This is a genomic window from Pseudarthrobacter sp. TE9888 (genome assembly GCF_056279345.1).
Map to the genome: position 1 here is coordinate 275,862 of NZ_JBWBRD010000002.1, position 16,180 is coordinate 292,041.

Here is a 16,180-nt window from a genome sequence, read left to right on the forward strand (position 1 = left end):
TCCCAGCAGTCTGTACAGCGTTTTCTTTAGCCGGCTCTCCCTATGAAAATGCCCGCATCGCTTGCGCGGGCCCCAACACTTGCCAGTCCTGCCTCAAGAATTGGGCAGGAAAAAGGGATTTCCGGAGTGGGGGATGTTTCAAGTGTAGGGCACGGACGCCGCGGACCGGAAATTGAACGGCCGACGACGGCGGGTGAGCTTGCGCACACAGCCCGCCGCATGGCCATGGGACCGCGCGGTGCTACCGTCCCAGCCGCCGCAGCAGTACCTCAAACTTGGTGTGATACTCGTCCTGGAGCCGGATCTCGCCGTCGGCTTCCGCTCCGCGAAGGGCCGCAATAAGGTCCGCGTCCGGCCCACTGAACCACCTGCCAATGGTCACGCCATGGCGCGGGACGAACGTGCGCTCGATGGTGTCGCCGGCCTGGATGCTGCCGGTGCGGAGGACGCGCAGGTAGGTCCCCACCCGTCCTTCGTCGGTGAAGCGCTTCACCCACTGTGGTTCCTTCATGCGCCGCTGGAACGTGGCGCAGGGCGTGCGCGGGGAAGTGACTTCCAGTTCGACGCCGGAGCCCACCATCCAGCGCTCCCCGATGACCGCATGGGTGGCCTCGATGCCGGACACCCGCAAATTCTCGCCGAAGAAGCCCGGGGGTACCTCGCGCCCCAGGGCCTCGGCCCAGTAGTCGGCGTCGGCCTGGGAATAGGCGTAGACGGCCTGGTCCTCCCCGCCGTGGTGGGCCGTGTTGGCCTGGATATCCCCGCGCAGGCCCAGCCTGTGCACCTTGACCGGACCATTCGCCGGGCGCTTGTCGATGGCCGTGACGCCCACGCTGCCGGCATCCCCCAGGAGCTGGTGGACGCGGCAGACGGCAAGGACAGAACCTGATTCCATGGCATCAGTCTAGGGTTTTCCTGCACCCGGGGCCCCCGCGCCCGCAATGGGCAGGCCTCCCCCACGGCCGCAGGTAATTCTGCTCGCAGGCGGTACCTTCAGGGACTACGCTGATTCGAGACTTGCATTTGGGGGTGCGGTGCTGCGCCCAAATCGCGCGACCAATTGAGGGGGACGCCGTGGACTCGAACCAGAAAGACCCAAAAGAGGAACCGGAGAACGGGCCGGCGGACAACGGCAGCAGTGGCACCGGCGGCAGCGCCAAGCCACCACCTTGGCAGGTGCCTAGGCCGGACCTGCGTCCCGAGCTCCTCAACGAACCCGTCACCCCGGTGGATCCGTTTGCGCGCGAGCGGGAGAAGCAGCTCAACCAAGCGGCAGCCCGCAAGAAGCGCTCCCAGCGGCGCACTGTGGTGGTGGGCCTGGGCGTGACCGCGTTGCTGGCCGGCACCATCACGGCGGTGGTTGCCAGCAACGAGGAGGACCCCGATTACGCCCAGGTCTGCTTCAACGAAGAAACCGGCGAGCGCGTGGCGGACAACAGCTGTGAGAGCTCCGCGGGCCGCAGCGGCGGCCTCTACGCCTGGTACTTCTACTCCCGCGGGGCCAGCGTTCCGGCCGTCGGGCAAAACAGGTCCACCGCCCCCGGCTACTCGAGCACCATCCCCAGCGGCGCCAAGGCGTCCACGGGCTACAGCAGCAAGGGCGGCACGGTGAGCCGCGGCGGGTTCGGTTCAAGCGCAAAGAGCGGCTCAAGCGGCGGCGGAAAGGTCTCGGGAGGCTGACGTGAAGAGACTGGCAAGCGAGCCCCGGCAGGGCTGGAAGCAGAAGATCGAAGAGCAGGGCCTGGTCTTCTCCACCACCACCATGGATGACGGGCGCCGGATCGAATACTGGAACGAGTCGGCCTACTACGAGTTCACCATGGACGAGGTGGAAACCCTGGAACTCGCCGCCGAGGACATGCACCGGATGTGCCTGGAGGCGGCCAAATTCCTTGCCACCGGGGCCATGGGCAGCATCGGCATCGGTCCGCAGGCCCTGGAACTGGCAGCTGAATCCCTGCAGGCCGGCGACGTGGACGTGTACGGCCGGTTCGACTTCATCTACGACGGCCGGGGCGGCCCCGCCAAGATGCTCGAATACAACGCGGACACGCCCACGGGGCTGATCGAAGCCGCCGTGGCCCAATGGTTTTGGCTGCAGGATGTCCACCCGGGAAAGGACCAGTGGAACGGTATCCACGAGGCCCTGATCCGGCAGTGGAAGAAATTCCAGTACCGCACCGGGATGAGCACCCTGCACGTGGCCCATTCCGAGGTGGAGGAGTCCGGGGAGGACTGGATGACCGCCGCCTACATGCGCGACGTCGCCAGCCAGGCCGGCTGGACCACCATCGGCATCAATATGTCCGATATCGGGTGGGATCCCAACCTGAACCGGTTCGTGGACCTGGACAACTTCATGATCAGCACCATCTTCAAGCTCTACCCCTGGGAGCTGATGATGAAGGAGGAGTTCGGTCCCCGCCTGCTGGAGCGCGCCCACAACCCGCGGTGGGTGGAACCGGCCTGGAAGATGCTGCTCTCCAACAAGGCCCTGCTCGCGGCATTGTGGCACCTCTACCCCGACCACCCCAACCTGCTGCCGGCCTACCTCACGGACCCGGGGCCGCTGAAGGAGTGGGTGGCCAAGCCCCTGCATGGCCGCGAAGGCGACAACATCCGCATCCACGCCGGGGGCCTGACGCTGGAGCAGCCCGGCGGGTACGGCCGGGAGGGCTGGTGCTACCAGCAGTACCACCCACTCCCGGACTTCGACGGCAACCGCCCGGTCCTGGGCCTGTGGGTGGTGGACGGCGAATCCGTGGGCTGCGGCATCCGGGAATCGGACGGCCCGGTCACGGACTATTTCTGCCGCTTCGTCCCCAACACCATTGACGCGCCGGCTCCGCTTTCCGCGGTGGCCGGCTCCACCAAGGCAGGTATTACCTTATGAGCACGGACATGACGACGGCGGGAGGCCACGGCAGCGGCAGCGGCACCCCGGTCCCGGCCAAGGGGCTGCGGGCCGGGATCCTGGACCTGGGCGATTCGGTGATGCTCGGGCTGGCCTCCACCGCCCCGGTGTACTCACTGGCCGCCACCCTGGGCCTCATTGTTGCCGTCAACGGCAACTACACGCCCCTGATCCTCCTGCTCGGCTTCGTTCCGGTCCTGTTCATTGCCTACGCCTTCAGGGAGCTCAACAGTGCCATCCCTGACTGCGGCACCACGTTCACCTGGTCCCGGCAGGCCTTCGGCCCCTGGGCGGGCTGGCTGGGCGGCTGGGGCGTGGCACTGGCCGGGATCGTGGTCCTGGCCAACCTGGCGCAGGTGGCGGGCCAGTACCTGTGGCTGCTGGTGGGTGACGGATCCCTGGCACAGAACAAGCTGCTGGTCACCGGGACCGGGCTGCTGTTCATCGTGCTGATGACCCTGGTGAACTACCGCGGGATCCGGCTGGGCGAGCACGTCCAGCGCGTCCTGACCTACATCCAGTACATAGCCCTGGGCATATTTGCCCTGGCCATCGTTGTGCGGATTGTGGGCGGGGCGCCGGAGGGACAGGCCTTCGACTTCGAATGGTTCAATCCGGTGGGCGCCTTCGCCGATCCCGGCGCGGTGGTGCACGGGGCCCTCCTGGCCCTGTTCATTTACTGGGGCTGGGACACCTGCCTGGCCGTCAACGAAGAGACCGAGGACCCGTTCACGACTCCCGGCCGGGGCGCCGTGATCTCGGCTTTCGTGCTGGTGGCCATCTATGTTTCGGTGGCGCTGCTGGTGATGATGTACGCCACGGTGGGCTCCGAGGGCATCGGCCTGGGCAACGAGGCCAACAAGGACGACGTGTTCCTGGCCATGAAGGACGTGGTGCTGGGGCCCTGGGGCTGGCTGATCGTCGTCGCCGTGCTGGCTTCGGTGCTGTCCTCCACGCAGACCACAATCCTGCCCACCGCCCGCGGCACCCTGTCCATGGGCGTCCACGGTGCGCTGCCGGCCAAATTCGCAGAGGTGCACCCGCGCAACCAGACCCCCGGGTTCTCCACCCAGGTGATGGGGGGTGCGGCCGCAGCGTATTACGTGGCCATGAGCTTCCTCAGCGAGAACCTCCTGGCCGACTCCATCAGCGCCATCAGCCTGTTCATCGCGTTCTACTACGCCCTGACCGGCTTCGCCTGCTTCTGGTACTTCCGCGGAACGCTCCGGGGCTCGGCCCGCAACCTTTGGTTCCGCGGCATCCTTCCCCTGGCGGGCGCACTGCTGCTGACGGCCGCGTTCTTCATCTCGGCAGTCCAGATGTGGGACCCGGCCTACGGCGACACCCAGATCTTCGGCGTCGGCGGCGCCTTCGTCAGCGGCGTGGTGCTGCTGGCCCTCGGCGCCGTCCTGGCCGCCGCCTGCCGGTTCCTGCCCGCCACCCGCGCCTACTTTGAGGTGAAGCCATGACCGCCGCGCCATCAGACATCCTGGACCTCGATTCCCTTCTGTCATCGGAGGAACTGGAGCTCCGGCAAAAGGTCCGCGATTTCACCCGGCAACGCATCAAGCCGGACATCGCCCGCTGGTATGAGGACGCCGTTTTTCCCCTGGAGCTGGCGACGGAACTGGGCGAGCTCGGCGTCCTGGGCATGCACCTGGAGGGCTATGGCTGCCCGGGCCGGTCCGCCGTCGAATACGGCCTCGCGGCCATGGAACTGGAGGCCGGCGATTCCGGCATCCGTACCTTCGTGTCCGTCCAGGGTTCGCTGGCCATGACCGCCATCCACGCCTGGGGGTCGGAGGAGCAGAAGCAGGAGTGGCTGCCCCGGATGGCCGCGGGCGAGGTCATCGGCTGCTTCGCGCTGACCGAGCCAACTGCTGGCTCGGACCCTGCTTCCATGGCCACCTACGCCACAAAGGATGGCACCGGGGATGATGCCGGCTGGGTGCTCAACGGCACCAAGCGCTGGATCGGGCTGGCCTCCGTGGCCGGCGTCATGGTGGTGTGGGCCATGACGGACGACGGCGTGCACGGCTTCCTGGTGCCGGCCGGAACCCCGGGCGTCACAGCCACGCCCATTAAGCAGAAACTGTCCATGCGCGCCTCCATCCAGTGCGACGTGGTGTTCGACGACGTCCGGCTGGGTCCGGAGGCCCTGCTGCCGGGTGCACGGGGGCTGCGCGGCCCGTTCACCTGCCTGAACGAGGCCCGGTATGGGATCGCCTGGGGTGCCATGGGCGCCGCCCGGGATTCCTACGAGGCAGCACTGGACTACTCGCTGGAGCGGCTGCAGTTCGGCAGGCCGCTGGCGGGCTACCAGCTTACGCAGCAGAAACTGGTGGACATGCTGGTGGAGATCCAGAAGGGCACACTGTTGGCCCTGCACCTGGGCCGGCTCAAGGACGCGGGGACCATCCGGCCCGAACAGATCTCGCTGGGAAAGCTCAACAACGTCCGCGAGGCCATCAGGATCGCCCGTGAAGCACGGACCATTTTGGGCGGCAACGGCATCACCACGGACTACTCGCCGCTGCGGCACGCCGCGAACCTGGAATCGGTCCGGACCTATGAGGGTACCGACGAGGTGCACACCCTGGTCCTGGGCCGGCACATCACGGGGCTCGGCGCCTTCCACTAGGCGCGCCAGGCCGGTCAGGCCGAGAAGCCGCCGTCCGCTTTGATCAGCTGCCCGGACACCCACCGTCCGGCCGGTGAGAGCAGGAAGGCCACGGTTCCGGCAACGTCAGCAGGTGTGCCAAGGCGGCCGCCCGGCTGCTGCGCCGTGAGCTCGCCACGGATCTCCGGGGTCATCCAGCCGGTATCCACGGGCCCCGGGTTGAGGACGTTCGCGGAAATCCCCTGCGGGCCCAACTCCCGGGCAGCGGCGATCACAATCCGGTCCAGTGCCCCCTTCGAGGCGCCGTAGGGAAGGTTGAACGCTGTGTGGTCACTGGTCAGCGCGACGATGGCGCCGCCGTCGTCCGTTGCCTGACGCGCGAAAGCGGCAATCAGCTGCCAGCTGGCGCGGGTGTTCACGGCAAAGTGCCGGTCGAAGGATTCCACCGTGGTGTCCAGCATGCCTGAGTCAACGGATTCCGCGTGGCTAAGCACCAGGCCCTGCAAAGGACCTGCCAGCTGGGCGGCCTCGGCCATGAGCCGGTCCGGGACCGCGGGATCCTGGAGGTCGGCGGACAGGACGTGGACCTTGGCGCCAATCGCCTCCAGCTCCGCGGTCAGCCGGACCACGTCTTCTGGTTCGCTCCCCCACGGCATGCGGGCGTCGTAGTCCGCCCAGTAGGACAGGACCAGGTCCCAGCCGTCAGCCGCGAGCTGGCGGGAAATACCGGCACCGATGCCGGCCAGCCGGCCCACCCCGGTGACCAGGGCAACGGGACGGGCAGGGACGGGTGCAAGGGGCTCCATCCGACCAGCCTAGCCGCGCCAGGTGTCAGGCCGCCGCGGGCTCAGCTTCCCGCGAACTGTTGTGCCGGCGGATGGTGGCGCTGATGACGGCGGCGATGGTGCACATGGCGGCGGCGCCAAACCAGGCGTAGGTGTAATGCCCGGTGGAATCACGGAGCGCCCCGGCGGCGATGGCGGCCGCGGCCGCCCCGAGTTGATGGGCTGCAAAGACCCACCCGAAGACCACGCTGCCGTCCGCTCCAAACGTTTCACGGCAGATGGCCGCCGTGGGCGGGACGGTGGCTACCCAGTCCAGGCCGTAGATCACCACGAACACGATCATGCTGGGCTGGACCTCGGCATTCAGCAGCAGCGGAAGCACCAGCAGGCCAATGCCGCGGAACTGGTAGTAGACGGCCAGCAGGACGCGGGGGTTGAAGCGGTCCGTCAGCCAGCCTGAGGCGATGGTGCCGATGATGTCGAAGATCCCGACGACGGCCAGCAGGCCCGCGGCGGTGGTCTCAGGCATGCCGTGGTCGTGCGCGGAGGGGATGAAATGGGTGCCGATCAGGCCGTTGGTGGTGGCGCCGCAGATGGCGAAACCCGCCGCGAGGGCCCAGAAGGTCCTGACCTTGCTGGCGCGCCGCAGCACCTGGAGGGCGCGGACGGCGGCGTTGGTGCGGGGTCCGTTGTCCTGGACCGGTGCGGCCTCCTGGGCTTCGACGTCCACCGGCCCGGCACCATACGGCAGCACCCCGACGTCGGCCGGCGAGTTCTTGAGGAACTTCAGCACCAGCGGGACCACGGCCAGGGCGCCCGCGGCGATCAGCAGCGAGGCCTGCCGCCAGCCGGGGTCCTGGGCAAGCATGGCGATGAAGGGGAGGAAGACCAGCTGTCCGGCGGCGCTGCCGGCGGTGAGGATGCCAATCACCAGTCCGCGGCTTTTGGTGAACCAGGTATTGGCGATGGTGGCGGCGAAGACCAGGGCCATGGAGCCGGTTCCGAGACCGATCAGCAGGCCCCAGGTCAGCAGGATCTGCCAGGACTGGTTCACCAGGACGGTCAGGGCGCTGCCCATGCCGATCAGGACCAGTGCGGTTGCCGTCACGGCCCGGATGCCGAAGCGTTCCATCAGGGCTGCGGCGAACGGGGCGGTCAGGCCGAAGAGGACCAGGTTGATGCTGACCGCAGATGACAGGACCGTGGTGGACCAGCCAAACTCCTGCTGGAGCGGGACCATGAGCACGCCGGGGGCAGCCCGGAAACCTGCCGCGCCCACCAGCGCCAGGAAGGCGACGGCAGCGACGATCCAGGCGGGATGCAGGCGGCGGAGCGGTCCGCGCCGGGTGTGGAGCGTTGCCGTGTCCGCGGCTTTCCCGGGCAGGGCGCTCACGCGGCCGTTCCGTTCCCTGCGGCGGTGGACAGCGGGATGGGCTGTTCGGACCGGGAGCGGCTGTGCCAGCTGGTGTTCGCCGCGGTAAGCCGTTCCCCGCATTCGGTGCAGGTATCGGCCGAACTGGTGGCTTTGCCGCAGCCTGAATGGATGACATACAGGTGCGCCTGGTCGGACGGTGCGGGCAGGTGCTTTTCCGCCCAGAGAGTGACCGCATTCAGGACCGGGAGGGCGTCTTCACCTTTGGGGGTGAGGACGTACTCCTGGCGGGTGCGGCCGCCGTCGTCGTAGGCCGTTTTTTCCAGCAGTCCGGACTCCACCAAGCCTGCCAAGCGTTTGCTGAGGACGGAGTCCGCCACTTCCAGCCGGCTCTTCATGGCGTCGAAGCGCCCGTTGCCGAAGAAGACCTCGCGCAGGACCAGGATGGACCAGGGGGTCACCCAGGATGTCCAGGCCGCGGGCCATGCTGCAGTTGCGTTGGGACCAGTCGGAGCGTAGGGGCATACCGGAAACGCTAGTTGACTTTCTTCAAGAAAGCCATAGGGCTGTGATCGTTACGGGATATTGGAGAAGGCCTGGTCCAGGTCCGCGATCAGGTCTTCCTTGTCCTCGATGCCGCAGGACAGGCGCAGCAGGTTCACGGGGACGGCCAGTTCCGTGCCCTTAACCGAGGCGTGGGTCATCTCGGACGGGTAGTTCATCAGTGACTCGATGCCGCCGAGGGATTCCGCCAGGGTGAACACGGACGTGGACTCGGCCACCTTGCGCGCGGCAGCTTCACCGCCCTTGAACTGGACGGACACCATGCCGCCGAACTTGCGCATCTGCTTCTTGGCCAGCTCGTGACCCGGGTGGTCCGGCAGGCCCGGGTACAGGACGGCTTCCACCTCCGGGCGCTCCAGCAGCCACTCGGCCACGGCCTGGCCGTTCTCGCTGTGCCGGTCCATCCGCACGCCCAGGGTCTTGAGTCCGCGGGTAGTCAGGAAGGCATCCATGGGTCCGGACACGGCGCCGACGGCGAACTGCACGAAGCCGATCTTCTCCGCCAGTTCCGCGTCCCTGACCACGACGGCGCCGCCCACCACGTCGGAGTGGCCGCCGATGTATTTGGTGGTGGAGTGGACCACCACGTCGGCACCCAGGGCGAGCGGGTTCTGGAGGTAGGGGGACGCGAAGGTGTTGTCCACCACCAGGAGGGCCCCGGCGTCGTGCGCAATGTCGGCGAGCGCCACGATGTCGGTGATCTTCATCAGCGGGTTGGACGGCGTTTCCACCCAGACGAACCGGGTCTTGCGCGCAGCCACCGCATGGCGGACCCGGTCCAGGTTGGCCATGTCCACGGGGGTGTTGCCGATCCCCCAGTCCCCCAGCACCCGGCTGATCAGCCGGTAGGTGCCGCCGTAGGCATCGTTGCCCAGGACGATGTGGTCCCCGGGGCGGGTGAGCGCGCGGATAAGGGCGTCCTCCGCGGCGAGCCCGGAGCTGAAGCTGTAGGCATGGGTGCCCAGTTCCAGCGCCGCCAGCTGTTCCTGGAGCGCGTCCCGGGTGGGGTTGCCGCCGCGGCCGTACTCGTAGCCGCTGCGCAGGCCGCCGATGCCGTCCTGGGCGTACGTGGAGCTGAAGTGCAGCGGCGGGACCACGGCGCCGGTGCGGGGCTCGAAGGCCTGGCCGGCGTGGACGGCGCGGGTGTTGAAACCTTGGTTTCCAGAGACAGTCATGATGCTCCTTCCAAAGGGTGGGTGGGCTTGTCGAAACCGGGGTTTCGGCAAGCCCAACCACCGGATATTAGTTGCTGAGGTAGGCCAGCAGGTCGTGCCGGGTGAGGATGCCCACGGGCGCGCCCACGAACGTGACCATCAGGGTGTCCGCGTCGGAGAGCAGTTCCCTGGCCGCGGAGATGGTTTCCAGTGAGCCGATCACGGGAAGCTTGGGCCCCATGTGTTCGGAGATCTTGTCCGTCAGCTTGGCTTCGCCGCGGAACAGTTTGGCGGTCAGGGTGCGCTCGTCCACGGCGCCCAGGACCTCGCCCATGACCACTGGCGGTTCCTGTGAGAGGACCGGGATGTGGCTGACGCCGAACTCGTTCATGATGTTGATGACGTCGCGCACCGACTCGTTGGGGTGGATGTGCACCAGGTCCGGCAGCTCGCCGTTCTTGGATTTGATGACTTCCCCCACGGAGGTTTCCTCGCCGCCGGAGAGGAACCCATAGGAGCGCATCCACTGGTCGTTGAAGATTTTGGCCAGGTAGCCGCGGCCGGAGTCGGGCAGGATAACCACGACGACGGCGCTTTCCGGCAGGTCCCTGGCCGCCTGCAGCGCGGCTACTACGGCCATGCCGGAGGAACCGCCCACCAGTAGCCCCTCCTCCCGCGCCAGGCGCCGGGTCATGGCAAAGGAGTCTGCATCGGAGACCGCGATGACGTCGTCGGGAATGGTCTTGTCGTAGTTCGCCGGCCACATGTCCTCCCCGACGCCCTCCACGAAGTACGGGCGCCCGGTGCCGCCTGAGTAGACCGAGCCTTCCGGGTCCGCACCGATGATCCGGACCACCCCGCCGTCGGACTCCGGCCTGTCAGCCGAAACCTCCTTGAGGTACCGGCCGGTGCCGGTGATGGTGCCGCCGGTGCCGGCGCCGATGACGCAGTGGGTGACCTTGCCTTCTGTGTCCCGCCAGATCTCCGGGCCGGTGGTCTTGTAGTGGCTGCCGGGCGCGGCAGGGTTGGAGAACTGGTCCGGCTTGAAGGCACCCGGGGTCTCGCGGGTGATCCGGTCCGAGACGCCGTAGTAGCTTTGCGGGCTGTCCGGCGGCACCGACGTGGGGGTTACCACCACTTCGGCGCCATAGGCCTGCAGCACGGCACGCTTGTCCTCGCCCACCTTGTCCGGGACCACGAAGACGCACTTGTAGCCCTTCTGCTGCGCCACGAGCGCCAGGCCAACCCCGGTGTTGCCTGACGTGGGCTCCACTATGGTGCCGCCGGGCTTCAGCTTGCCCTCGCGTTCGGCGTCCTCGATCATCTGCGCCGCGATGCGGTCCTTGATGGACCCGCCGGGGTTCAGGTACTCCAGTTTGACCAGGACGGTGGCCCTGATGCCTTCGGTCACGTGGTTGAGTTTGATGAGCGGGGTATTGCCGATGAGGTCCAGGATGGACTGGGCGTACTTCATAGGTACAAAGCTACCGCTTCCTGCACGCCGATCCCTGCCCCGGATGGGAGGATAGCCCGGTGAAGCAGTTCGCATGGCTGAAAGCCGTCCGCAGCTACCTGCTGCCCGGCGCAACCCTGGCCGCCGGCGTGGCCACCCTGGCATTTGGCGTTCTCCCCCTGCCCGCGTTCGGGGACCTGGCCACCCGGACCATTCCCATCCTGGCCTTCGTGCTGGCCATGTCCCTGGTCACCGAACTGGTGGACGAGGCAGGGCTGTTCCGGGTGGTGACCGACCGCCTGGCCGCACTGGGCCGGGGCCGGGTCTTCCTGCTGTGGCTCCTGGTGGTGGCGGTGGCCACGGTGTCCACGGTGTTCCTGTCCCTGGATACGACCGCCGTGCTGGTGACGCCCGTGGTGGTCCTGCTGGCCGTCCATGCTCGGATCCCGCCGCTGCCGTTCGCGCTGACCAGCATCTGGCTGGCCAATACCGCCTCCCTGCTGCTGCCGGTGTCCAACCTGACCAACCTGCTGGCGCAGGACCGGCTGGGCCTGAGCCCGTGGCGCTTCGCCGGGCTGGTGTGGGCTCCGGCCCTGGTGGGCCTGCTGGTCCCGCTCGGCCTGCTGTGGCTGGCGTTCCGGCGGGACCTGCGCGGAACCTACGCGCCCCAGCCTGCCCGTCCTGTCCGCGACCGGACCCTGCTGAAAGCCGGTGGGATCACGCTGGTGGTCCTGCTGCCCGCGCTGGTGTCCGGACTGCCGGTCCAGTACCCGGCACTCGCGGCCGCCGCGGTCCTGGTGGCGGTCTTCCTCCGGCGCCGCCCCGCGGCCCTGCGGTGGTCCATGGTCCCGTGGCGGCCGTTGATGCTGACGGTGGGGCTGTTCATGCTGATGGAGGCCCTGCACGCGCACGGCCTCACCACCCTGCTGGCGGGTGTGGCCGGGACCGGGGACAGCCTGCCCGCCCTCCTGCAGCTGGCCGGGCTGGGCGCCGGGGCGGCGAACCTGGCGAACAACCTTCCCGCCTATCTGGCCCTGGAACCGGTGGCAGGTTCGCCTGCCAGGCTCGCCGCCCTGCTGATCGGGGTGAACCTGGGACCGCTGGTGACGCCGTGGGCTTCGCTGGCCACGCTGCTGTGGCATGAGCGGCTCCGGGTACTGAATGTCCCCATCAAATGGGGCGGTTTCGCCGCCGCGGGCCTAGTGGCGGTGGTGCTGACCGTGCCGCTGGCCGTCCTGGCTCTGTGGGCCGTGTCCGGGATGCCCTGAGCCGGCCGGAATCAGCTGCCGGGGATCAGCTTCCGGCGGCCTGGCCGCCCCCCTCGCCTCCGGGGAGGTTCTCCCAGAGGCCCATCACGTTGCCCTCGGGATCCTTGAAGTAGGCCGTGAAGCCCATGCCGGGGATCTCGTTCTTTGGCATGACCACCGAGCCGCCGAGTGCTTCCACGCTCTTAAGCGTGGCGTCAATGTCCGGCACGTCTACGGTGATGACCGGGGCGGTGATCTGCCCTTCCCTGGCCATCATCCCGCCGTTGATGGCGCCCGCGGCCGCCGGTTGGCCGTCGTCGTCCATGTCCGTGGTGATGACCATGCTGTAATCCATGCCCGGCACCGGTTCGATCCGCCAGCCCAAGGCCTCCTGGTAGAACTTCCTGGCCCGCTTCTGGTCGTCCGCGGGAATCTCGAAATGCACTACTCCGCCCATGGTTGCCCTCCGTGTTCCTGTGCTTCCCTGTTGGTTGGGTGCCTGGTGCGCCGGATGCCCGGCTGCCCGGGTGCCGCACGCGGTGATCTTATTCCGGGGCCGGGAAGCGCAGAAGGGCCGATGGTCCCGCCACTGTCGGCGGTCCGTGGGACGATGGAGGGCATGACGATCGCAGAGGCACCTCCCCGGCTGGCCGCCGCGGCGGACGTGTCCCTGCGGTGGTATCCGGATGGTCCTTACAGCCTTTCCCGGACCCTCGGCCCGCTCCTGAGCGGCAACAGCGATCCGTCCTTCTGCGTCCAGGGGGACGTCATCTGGAACGCGTTTACGACGCCGGAGGGCCCGGCAACCATGCGGCTCGCCCCCGCAGGCGGCGGCGAAGCGGGCGCCCCGCTGGTGGACATCCAGGCATGGGGGCCCGGCGCCGCAGCGGCCGTGAAGGCCGCGCCCCGGCTGCTGGGTGCCGACGACGACTGGCAGGGTTTCGACGAACCGGCCTTCCACTCGACCCTGCCGCGCATGGTGCGGGAGGCCCGCCGCCGCGCCCTTGCAGTTCGGCTGCCGTCAAGCGGGCGGATGGTGGACCAGCTGGTGCCGATCATCCTCGAACAAAAAGTAACGGTCATCGAGGCGCGGCGCGGCTACCGCTACCTGGTGCACCGCTACGGAACCCCGGCACCGCGGGCCGGGGTGTCTACGCCGGCCGGCCTGGTGGTGGCGCCGACGGCGGCGCAGTGGCTGCAGGTTCCGAGCTGGGAGTGGCACAAGGCAGGCGTGGGTCCCCAGCGTTCGGCGACTGTCATGCGTGCGCTGCGCTCCGCCGTCGCGCTTGAACGCCTCGCGGCGCTGCCTGCGCTGGAGGCCGGGGAAAAGATGCAGGTCATTCCGGGGATTGGGGTGTGGACTGCTGCCGAGGTGGTCCAGCGCACCCATGGCTGTCCGGACTCGATCTCGGTGGGCGACTACCACCTGGCGGCCTACGTGGGGGCGGCCCTCACCGGACGCAGGACCGACGACGCCGGGATGCTCCGCCTGCTGGAGCCCTGGCGGGGGCACCGGCAGCGCGTGGTCCGGATGATTCAGGCCACCGGCTTCCGCAAGCCCACCTTTGGCCCGCGGATGACCATCCAGGACCACCGGGGGCACTGACCTGCACGGCACTTCCGGCCGCCTTGAACCGCTTGATCTCCGCGCCAGAGGGTACGGAGCCCGTATAGGGTGCCCCGCGGGGTGCCACACCCGTCCGGCTGGACGGCACCAGGCTGGCAGGCAACGTCGACCGAAAGGATCCCATGAGCTCCGCAACAGGCAGCAACAACCCCAACTCCGAGGCCGTGCCCGGAACGTCCCAGGATCCCGCCGTCCTGGATCCGGACGCCCAGGACCCGGACGCGGAGCAGAAGCTGAAGCTGCAGCTGCAGCTGGCCATCTTCGACGTGTCGCGCGACGCCGGGGGCAGGAGCCTGGCGGAAATCCGGGACATGCTTCTCGCAGCCTTCGCCGCGCGGGGAGTTGCGGCACCCCCCGCGACCTGGGTGGAGTCCGTGGCGTCGTCGGCGTTTTACGGTGAGCCGTACATCATCGACTACCCCACGGCCATCGCCGCGGACAACCTGGAACCGGCCCCGAATCCGGATGTCCGCGAGCGGCTCGCCGCCCGGCGGGAACTGCGCGAGGTGCAGCTCCCACCCGGAATCTTTCCCTCCCGGGAGGAGTGGAACATCCCTGCCAACGAGGTCACTGGCGCGGGCAGCACCCGCACACTCTCGCCGGCGGGTTGGGAAGGCAGGGCAGCACTGGCCGTGGCAGCGCTGGCAGCGGTGGCCATCGCCGCAGTAGTGGCCGTTCGGGCCGGCGCGGGCCGCCGCCGGAGCTCCTAGAGGCCCAGCCGGACCACCGCTTCCTCGCGCATCTGGACTTTGCGGATCTTCCCCGAGACCGTCATGGGGAAGTCTTCGCGGACCTCCACGTAGCGCGGGATCTTGTAGTGCGCCAACCGCCCGCGGCAGAACTCTGCGATGGCCCCGGCGTCGAGGGGCCCGGCACCCGGCTTGAGGATGATGCACGCCATCAGCTCCTCGCCGTACCGGGTGTCCGGGACCCCGATGACCTGGACGTCCTGGATGTCCGGGTGGGTGTAGAGGAATTCCTCGATCTCGCGGGGGTAGATGTTCTCGCCACCCCGGATCACCATGTCCTTGATCCGGCCTTCCACCACCACATAGCCGTCGTCGTCCATGCGGGCCAGGTCCCCGGTGTGCATCCAGCCCTCCGCGTCGATGGCCTCGGCGGTCTTGTCCGGCTGGTTCCAGTATCCGGCCATGACGGCGTAGCCGCGGGTGCAGAGTTCGCCGATCTGCCCGCGTTCCAGGTCTTCCCCGGTGGCAGGATCCACAATCTTGCTCTCCAGCTGCGGCATGGTGCGGCCTACCGTCTCGGTCCGCTGCTGCATCGTGTCCCCTTTGCGCGTCATGGTGGACACCGGCGAGGTCTCGGTCATGCCGTAGCAGATGGCCACGTCCACCATGTTCATCTCAGCAATGACCCGGTTCATCACCTCGATGGGACACAGCGAACCCGCCATGACGCCGGTGCGGAGCGTCGAGAGATCGTACGAACCGAAATCGGGCAGCGCGAGCTCGGCGATGAACATGGTGGGCACGCCGTACAGGGAGGTGCCGTGGAAGTCCTGGACCGCTTCCAGGGCGGCGGCGGGCGAGAAGCCACGCCCCGGGATGATGGTCGCGGCGCCATGGCTGAGCGCGTTCAGGTTGCCGATCACCATCCCGAAGCAGTGGTAGAAAGGCACCGGAATGACCACCCGGTCATGCTCCGTGTAGCCCAGCAGCTCGCCGATCGCGAAGCCGTTGTTCAGGATGTTGTGGTGGGTCAGCGTGGCGCCCTTGGGGAAGCCGGTGGTGCCGGAGGTGTACTGCAGGTTGATGGGATCGTGCGGGCTGAGTTCGGCCATGCGGGCCTTCAGGACGGCGTGCCCGACGGCGTCAGCGCGCTTGAGCAGCTCAGCATAGGTCAGTTCCGCGTCGCCTTCGGGGCTGCCGGCTTTCAGAGCGTCCAGGCCGTGGTCCGGAAGGAAGACGAGCTCCTGCAGATCCGGGCAGGTGAGGAGGGCCTGGCGGCCCATGGCCACGTAATCGCTGTTGGCGTCCGACGGCGCCGTGACCAGCATGCGCATGCCGTTCTGTTTGACCACGAATTCGAGTTCATGGCTGCGGTACGCCGGGTTGACGTTGACCAGGATGGCGCCGATCTTGGCGGTAGCGTACTGCAGCAGCGTCCATTCGGCGCAGTTGGGGCTCCAGATGCCTACCCTCTCCCCCTTGGCGACACCCAGGGCGAGGAGCGCGCGGGCCAGCCGGTCGACGTCGTCGTTCATCTTGGTATAGCTCCAGCGGCGGGCGTCAGCGCCCGGCACCGGCGCGGCCTCGATGAGGGCATCGTGCAGCGGAAACTGCGCGGCGACGCGCTCAAAGTTCGCGCCAATGGTTTCCTCCAGGAGCGGGACGTCAGTGTCCCCGGCTGTATAAGCACGCATGATGGCACGCTACCAACAGGATCCCGGCAGGAGAAGCATGCCGGCACCGCAACACTGCCGG

Annotated in this window: 14 protein-coding genes and 1 pseudogene; 7 read left to right on the forward strand and 8 right to left on the reverse strand. The window is 68.0% G+C overall.

Annotation, left to right across the window (positions count from 1 at the left end):
* Positions 1 to 241: 241 nt before the first annotated feature.
* The gene (locus tag ACZ9J7_RS01835) at positions 242 to 895 is read right to left on the reverse strand and encodes an MOSC domain-containing protein (RefSeq protein WP_476206526.1); all 654 of its coding nucleotides are present in this window, start codon (positions 893 to 895) and stop codon (positions 242 to 244) included.
* 179 nt (positions 896 to 1,074) lie between these two features.
* Between ACZ9J7_RS01835 and ACZ9J7_RS01840 the strand changes: the two genes are divergently transcribed.
* The 4 genes from ACZ9J7_RS01840 to ACZ9J7_RS01855 are packed head-to-tail and all read left to right on the forward strand — an operon-like array spanning position 1,075 to position 5,555.
* Positions 1,075 to 1,680 carry a Tat pathway signal protein gene (locus tag ACZ9J7_RS01840; RefSeq protein WP_476206528.1) on the forward strand — a complete coding sequence of 202 codons (606 nt, stop codon included), beginning with the start codon at positions 1,075 to 1,077 and terminating at the stop codon, positions 1,678 to 1,680.
* A 1-nt stretch (position 1,681) separates the two neighbouring features.
* The gene (locus ACZ9J7_RS01845; RefSeq protein WP_476206529.1) at positions 1,682 to 2,893 is read left to right on the forward strand and encodes a glutathionylspermidine synthase family protein; all 1,212 of its coding nucleotides are present in this window, start codon (positions 1,682 to 1,684) and stop codon (positions 2,891 to 2,893) included.
* On the forward strand, positions 2,890 to 4,383 hold the full coding sequence (locus ACZ9J7_RS01850) for an APC family permease (protein ID WP_476206531.1): 1,494 nt from the start codon (positions 2,890 to 2,892) through the stop codon (positions 4,381 to 4,383). Before ACZ9J7_RS01845 ends, ACZ9J7_RS01850 begins: the two co-directional genes overlap by 4 nt.
* A complete protein-coding gene (locus ACZ9J7_RS01855) occupies positions 4,380 to 5,555 on the forward strand; it encodes an acyl-CoA dehydrogenase family protein (protein WP_476206533.1) in 1,176 nt (391 codons plus the stop codon). The genes ACZ9J7_RS01850 and ACZ9J7_RS01855 overlap by 4 nt, the downstream gene beginning before the upstream one ends.
* Positions 5,556 to 5,569: 14 nt before the next feature.
* Here the strand turns inward: ACZ9J7_RS01855 and ACZ9J7_RS01860 are convergent, their stop codons facing one another.
* From ACZ9J7_RS01860 to ACZ9J7_RS01880, 5 genes and pseudogenes are all read right to left on the reverse strand, one after another.
* A complete protein-coding gene (locus ACZ9J7_RS01860; protein ID WP_476206534.1) occupies positions 5,570 to 6,340 on the reverse strand; it encodes an SDR family oxidoreductase in 771 nt (256 codons plus the stop codon).
* 25 nt (positions 6,341 to 6,365) lie between these two features.
* Entirely contained in the window at positions 6,366 to 7,712 is a 1,347-nt protein-coding gene (locus ACZ9J7_RS01865; RefSeq protein WP_476206536.1) for an MFS transporter, read from the reverse strand.
* Positions 7,709 to 8,216: pseudogene (locus tag ACZ9J7_RS01870) on the reverse strand (winged helix-turn-helix transcriptional regulator). The gene ACZ9J7_RS01865 and the pseudogene ACZ9J7_RS01870 overlap by 4 nt, the downstream one beginning before the upstream one ends.
* Before the next feature lie 50 nt (positions 8,217 to 8,266).
* On the reverse strand, positions 8,267 to 9,430 hold the full coding sequence (locus ACZ9J7_RS01875) for a cystathionine gamma-synthase (RefSeq protein WP_476206538.1): 1,164 nt from the start codon (positions 9,428 to 9,430) through the stop codon (positions 8,267 to 8,269).
* 67 nt (positions 9,431 to 9,497) lie between these two features.
* A complete protein-coding gene (locus tag ACZ9J7_RS01880) occupies positions 9,498 to 10,883 on the reverse strand; it encodes a cystathionine beta-synthase (protein WP_476206539.1) in 1,386 nt (461 codons plus the stop codon).
* Positions 10,884 to 10,942: 59 nt separating this feature from the next.
* On the opposite strand from ACZ9J7_RS01880, the gene ACZ9J7_RS01885 reads away from it, so the two are divergent.
* The gene (locus ACZ9J7_RS01885; RefSeq protein ID WP_476206541.1) at positions 10,943 to 12,130 is read left to right on the forward strand and encodes an SLC13 family permease; all 1,188 of its coding nucleotides are present in this window, start codon (positions 10,943 to 10,945) and stop codon (positions 12,128 to 12,130) included.
* 25 nt (positions 12,131 to 12,155) lie between these two features.
* On the opposite strand, the gene ACZ9J7_RS01890 is transcribed toward ACZ9J7_RS01885, so the two are convergent.
* Positions 12,156 to 12,566 carry a VOC family protein gene (locus tag ACZ9J7_RS01890; RefSeq protein ID WP_476206543.1) on the reverse strand — a complete coding sequence of 137 codons (411 nt, stop codon included), beginning with the start codon at positions 12,564 to 12,566 and terminating at the stop codon, positions 12,156 to 12,158.
* A 162-nt stretch (positions 12,567 to 12,728) separates the two neighbouring features.
* Between ACZ9J7_RS01890 and ACZ9J7_RS01895 the strand changes: the two genes are divergently transcribed.
* Both ACZ9J7_RS01895 and ACZ9J7_RS01900 read left to right on the forward strand, forming a co-directional pair.
* Positions 12,729 to 13,715, forward strand: coding sequence for a DNA-3-methyladenine glycosylase family protein (locus ACZ9J7_RS01895; protein WP_476206545.1), 987 nt, complete (start codon positions 12,729 to 12,731; stop codon positions 13,713 to 13,715).
* Between the two features lie 143 nt (positions 13,716 to 13,858).
* Complete coding sequence (locus ACZ9J7_RS01900) at positions 13,859 to 14,446, forward strand: hypothetical protein (protein ID WP_476206546.1); 588 nt, start codon at positions 13,859 to 13,861, stop codon at positions 14,444 to 14,446.
* Here ACZ9J7_RS01900 and ACZ9J7_RS01905 read toward each other — a convergent pair.
* A complete protein-coding gene (locus ACZ9J7_RS01905; protein WP_476206548.1) occupies positions 14,443 to 16,119 on the reverse strand; it encodes an AMP-binding protein in 1,677 nt (558 codons plus the stop codon). The genes ACZ9J7_RS01900 and ACZ9J7_RS01905 overlap by 4 nt on opposite strands.
* Positions 16,120 to 16,180 lie beyond the last annotated feature (61 nt).

Coding starts and splice junctions, on each gene's coding strand:
- ACZ9J7_RS01880 (WP_476206539.1), bottom strand. CDS start 10,883: ATGAAGTACGCCCAGTCCATCCTGGACCTCATCGGCAATACCCCGCTC.
- ACZ9J7_RS01835 (WP_476206526.1), bottom strand. CDS start 895: ATGGAATCAGGTTCTGTCCTTGCCGTCTGCCGCGTCCACCAGCTCCTG.
- ACZ9J7_RS01860 (WP_476206534.1), bottom strand. CDS start 6,340: ATGGAGCCCCTTGCACCCGTCCCTGCCCGTCCCGTTGCCCTGGTCACC.
- ACZ9J7_RS01900 (WP_476206546.1), top strand. CDS start 13,859: ATGAGCTCCGCAACAGGCAGCAACAACCCCAACTCCGAGGCCGTGCCC.
- ACZ9J7_RS01890 (WP_476206543.1), bottom strand. CDS start 12,566: ATGGGCGGAGTAGTGCATTTCGAGATTCCCGCGGACGACCAGAAGCGG.
- ACZ9J7_RS01850 (WP_476206531.1), top strand. CDS start 2,890: ATGAGCACGGACATGACGACGGCGGGAGGCCACGGCAGCGGCAGCGGC.
- ACZ9J7_RS01875 (WP_476206538.1), bottom strand. CDS start 9,430: ATGACTGTCTCTGGAAACCAAGGTTTCAACACCCGCGCCGTCCACGCC.
- ACZ9J7_RS01895 (WP_476206545.1), top strand. CDS start 12,729: ATGACGATCGCAGAGGCACCTCCCCGGCTGGCCGCCGCGGCGGACGTG.
- ACZ9J7_RS01855 (WP_476206533.1), top strand. CDS start 4,380: ATGACCGCCGCGCCATCAGACATCCTGGACCTCGATTCCCTTCTGTCA.
- ACZ9J7_RS01905 (WP_476206548.1), bottom strand. CDS start 16,119: ATGCGTGCTTATACAGCCGGGGACACTGACGTCCCGCTCCTGGAGGAA.